Source organism: Streptomyces sp. 13-12-16 (genome assembly GCF_002114215.1).
Classification (GTDB): domain Bacteria; phylum Actinomycetota; class Actinomycetes; order Streptomycetales; family Streptomycetaceae; genus Streptomyces.
In genome coordinates this window covers 1-4,401 of record NZ_NCTE01000792.1, presented here as the reverse complement: position 1 = coordinate 4,401, position 4,401 = coordinate 1, and the positions used below count along the sequence as shown (strand labels likewise).

At 71.0% G+C, this 4,401-nt stretch carries 1 protein-coding gene and 1 pseudogene; one reads left to right on the top strand and one right to left on the bottom strand.

Annotation, left to right across the window (positions count from 1 at the left end; all coding sequences use genetic code 11):
• Window positions 1-396: 396 nt before the first annotated feature.
• On the bottom strand, window positions 397-3,780 hold the full coding sequence (locus B7767_RS29055; protein ID WP_085574757.1) for a CARDB domain-containing protein: 3,384 nt from the start codon (window positions 3,778-3,780) through the stop codon (window positions 397-399).
• Between the two features lie 307 nt (window positions 3,781-4,087).
• On the opposite strand from B7767_RS29055, the pseudogene B7767_RS48440 reads away from it, so the two are divergent.
• Window positions 4,088-4,401: pseudogene (locus tag B7767_RS48440) on the top strand (hypothetical protein); the annotation flags it as partial.

Sequence of the window (4,401 nt, the reverse complement as noted above, 5' to 3'; positions counted from 1 at the left end):
CGGGCGCGGTGTGGGCCGTACCCGGTGCGCCGCCCGCCGGTGCGGTGGCCGCCGGGGTGGTCCGCGCCGTGGTCCCGGTGTCCGCCCCGCATCCGCTCAGGACCGCCAGCACGGCGAGGGCGACGGCAGCCGGCACCGCCCGGCCACGCACACGGCCACGCACACGGACACGGTACGGGGCACGGTGACGCGGACGGGGCGGGCAGTCGATCGATGAAGCCATGTCCTCAGCCTGACTTCGACTTCCCGGAATCGCGTCAGCCCCCCGCGCGAGTCCGCCGAAGTCCCCCATCTGCGCTGCCCGGGAGGATCGCGGGAGGGGGGCCGTCCGGGTGACGGGCCCGCGCTCCGAGTGGAGTACGGGCCCGCCGGACGGAGTGGCGCGCGGGGGTGGCGCTACCGGTTGATCACGAACTGCGAGCCGGGTTCGACCAGCACGTCCCCCTCGGCCGAACCGGTGATGGTGACGTCCGTGAGCGTGGCGCTGCCGCGGGCTCCGCCCATGGCGAGGATGCCGGACCCGTTGTTGGACCTGTCGATGGTGACGCCCGTGATCCGGGCGTCCGGCACCGCTCCCCCGCCCGACTTGAACTGGATGCCGTCGTAGGTGGAGTCGTGGATGTCGGTGTCCCGGATGACCACACCCGGGATGTCCAGCCCCTGGGCGAACAGGGTGATCGCCCCGAACTCCTGGTCCTCGTTCCAGAAGGCGCCGCCGGTGCGGTGGAGGCCGTTGTTGGCGATGAGGGTCCGCCCGGAGAAGGGCAGCGGGTCGTGGTCGGTCGCCAGCATGATGCCCGGGTAGTTCATCGTGTCGTGGACGAGGTTGTTCTCGATGGTGTTGCCGTAGCCGCCGTAGACGGCGATGCCGTTGGCGCGCCAGGGCAGTTGGACGGTGTTGTTGCGGAAGTGGTTGTCATGGCCGATGTCGACCGACGGGTCCTTGACGTACTTGCTGGCCCACACCGCGAGCGCGTCGTCGCCGGTGTTGCGGAACGACGAGTTCTCCACCTCGGAATTACGTGTTCCGTTGGCGAAGTTGATGCCGTCCGCATAGGTGTTGCGGATCCGCATGCCGCTGAATCGGAGTCCGTCGGCCGGCCCCCACAGCTCGGGGATGTTGCTGTGGTCGCGGCCCACCCAGACACCGACGTTGGCGTGCTCGATCCACACGTTACTGATTCTCGTGTCCTTGCCGAACCGGCCGTTGAGGCCGACCCCGCCCTCGGCTCCGCCGTCGCCGCCGCGGATGGTGCCCGAGCCGAAGATGGCGATGTCCGAGATCCTGGTGTTGTCGTCGACGTCGAAGCCGAAGTTGCCCTCGTGGGGGTGGTTGATGCCGCCCGCCTGGTGCGGTGGCGTCAGCGTGTGGAGCTGGGAGTGCCACATGCCGGCGCCGCGGACGGTGACGTCGCGGATGCCGACCTGGTTGTGCTGGCCGCGGTTCTGCGGGTCGTCGGTGAGGATCTTCTGCTCCTGGCGCCACTGGCCCGGCGGGATCCACACGCAGTCGATCCGCCCGTTCTGGTCGGCGGTCACGGCGCGCTGGAGGGCGTCGGTGTCGTCGATGCCGTCGTTGGGGACGGCCCCGTACTCGGTGATGGAGACGCATCCGGCCGGCTTGGCGGAGGGCGGTGCCACCTGTTCCAGGTCGACCAGGTCGACGACGTAGAAGGCGGCGGTGTCGTCGGCGTCGCGCTGGAGCCGGAAGACGGTGCCCGCCGGGTAGGTCGTGCCGAGCAGCGCGTGGGCTTCGTCGAACAGGCGGCGGGCGTCGCTCCCCGGGGTGTTGGTGAGTCCCTCGGGGGCGTCGGTGTTGCCGTACAGCCAGCTGTGCTTGGAGCTGAGGCCGAGCTTCCGCACGAACTCCCCGTCGGCGTAGAGGCTGAGGGTGGCCTCGGTGCCGCCCCCGCCCGGCGCGTCCGGGATCGAGTTGCGCACGACGATCGAGTTGGTCGGGTCGCCGGAGGTGAACTGCACGTACTGGCCGGTGGAGTCGAGGCGGACCGACTCGCGTCCGGAGGACTCCGTGGCGAAGTTGGTGTGGCCGAAGGTCCGTTTGGCGTCGGCGGTGAGGAGCGTGCCCCGGTAGGTGCCGTCCTCCGCCTCGTACTCGGTGTACGGCACGGCTGCGCCGCGGCCGACCACGAGGGAGCGGGTGAGGATGTTGTTGTTCTCGTCGGTCTCGTCGACGGTGTCCGTGGCGTCCGCGGTGGCGGTGAGGAGGCTCGCGCCGCCGGTGGCGGTCCAGGTGCCGTCGATGTCGACCTCGGCGGTGGCGCCCGCGGCGACGGTCCCGGTGGCTCCGTCGAGGGTTCTGCCGCCGACGCCGAGACGGGTCACGGAGCCGGCGGGGGCCGCCGAGGTGCCCCGGTTGTGCACGGAGACGGTGAAGGAGACCGGCGCACCCGTGGCGGGGCTCGCCGGGTCGGTCCTGATACCGCGCACCTCCAGGTCGGGGCCCGGGCTCTGCGCGACGGTCAGCTTGTCGGTCGCGGTGCGGCTGTTGTTGGTGTCGTCCTGCTCGGGGACGGTGTCCGTGGGGTCGGCCACGGCGGACACGGTGTAACTGCCCCGGGCGCGCTTGCCGACGTCCACGGAGACGGTCGTCGAGGCGCCCGCGGCGAGCGCTCCGACGGGGCCGCTGCCCGCGACGGTGCCCTCCAGGCTGACCTCGACCGTGGTGGCGGCGGACGCGGCCGTCCCGGCGTTGCGCACGGTCGCGCGGACGGTGACGGCGTCCGTCTCGGTCGGGGACGCGGGCGTCCAGGCGAGGTCGGGGACGACCAGGTCGGGGTTGGGGGCGGCGGTGCCCATGACCTGCAACTCGGCCACCTGGGCGCCGTATCCACTGGAGTTGTGCGTGAACCTCAGTCGTACGTCGGCGTAGCGGCCGGTGACCGGGATGGTGACGGTGTTGTCGCCCGCACCGGGGTCGAAGGTGTAGTCGGCGCGGGCCTTCAGCGAGGTGAAGCCGTCCGACGCCTGTTGCCTGCCCAGGACCTCGATGCTCTGGGTCCGCTTCGCCCAGGCGGCGTCGGGGGCGAGCTTGACGACGACACCGCTGAGGTCCGCGTCGGCACCCAGTCCGACCGTGAGGGTGGCGGGGTGGCCGTTGGACTCCCAGTAGGTGCCCGTCTGCCCGTCGTTGGCGTTGGCCGCCACGAACGAGTGAATTGTGGAGGAGGCTTCGATCGGCTTGCCGAGCGACAGGTTGGTGCCGTCGACCGGCGGTTCCTCCGGATCGCCGCCGTCGTCGTCGCCGTAGACCTCGATCTCCGACAACTGGGCCGCGTTCCATCCGGTGTTGGCGCTCACCCGGACGCGGATGTGGCGCACGTCGCGGGCGGGGAAGTCCACGGTGACCGTGTTTGCGCCGTCGGGGTCGAAGCGGTGGGCGGCGGACCCGGACAGCGCGGTGAAGGAGGAGCCGTCGGTGCCGCCCTCGACGGAGAGGGTCTGGGTACGGGCCTCCCAGCCGGTGGGCAGCTTGAGGACGACCCGCTCGGCCTCGACGGTGCCGCCCAGGTCGACGCGGACCCACTGCGGGAAGGCCCCCGCCGGGCCCTCCCAGTAGCTCAGCTGGCTGCCGTCGGTCACGTTGGCGGCGGGGTGGCCGGCGTGGGAGCCGCCGGCCGTGACGCTCTTGCCGAGCGCCATGTTGGGACCACGGACCGCTGTCGACGCGGCGGTGGCCGTACCGGGTTGGAGGCCGACGGCGACCAGGCCGGCCAGGAGCAGGCCGGTGATCGTCCGTAGGCCGAAACGCTTCCGTCTCATGAAGTCCTCGTTCCACGGCGGGTGCTGGGGCGGGCGGCCAACCAGGCAGTCGGTGTTCCTGCCATGGATTGCCATGGGCAAGTACAGCTTTTGCGTTGGGTAGTTGATTTCTTGCGACTTCCGGATTGAAGTTTCCGGCTCGTGCCCCTGTTGTCAATGGCGTGCACACAACGTTCCTCGGGGCCGCGCCGTCCCTCGTGCCGCGTGAGAACGTCAACCGATGACCGCACAGAAGAAACGGTCAACCGCCCTCGGCCGTACCATGGCTGGCCACCGAGGGAACCAACGGGCAGAAAGGGGCACCGCCATGTCCGAGAACTCGACCGCGGCCACCGACCTCACGTCGCAGTACTCCGCTCAGGTCGCGGGTGATCTGGAGCGCAACGTCAAGGAGCAGGAGCGGGTCACCGCGGAGATCGCGGCGCTGCAGGAGCAGTTGACCGTGCTTCAGCACGACCACACCATTCTGGTGAACATGCAGCAGGCACTGGGCCTCGTCCGGTCACCCGCCGAGTCGGCGGACACGCCGGAGGCCGTGGGCACGCCGCAGCCGGCGGACGCGCCGGAGGCCGTGGCCGCGCCGGAGGCCGACACGGTGCCGGACGGTGCGACCGTGCCGGC

Bases quoted from the DNA above. Each gene is read 5' to 3' on its own strand.
- B7767_RS29055 (WP_085574757.1), bottom strand. From the start codon at position 3,780: ATGAGACGGAAGCGTTTCGGCCTACGGACGATCACCGGCCTGCTCCTG.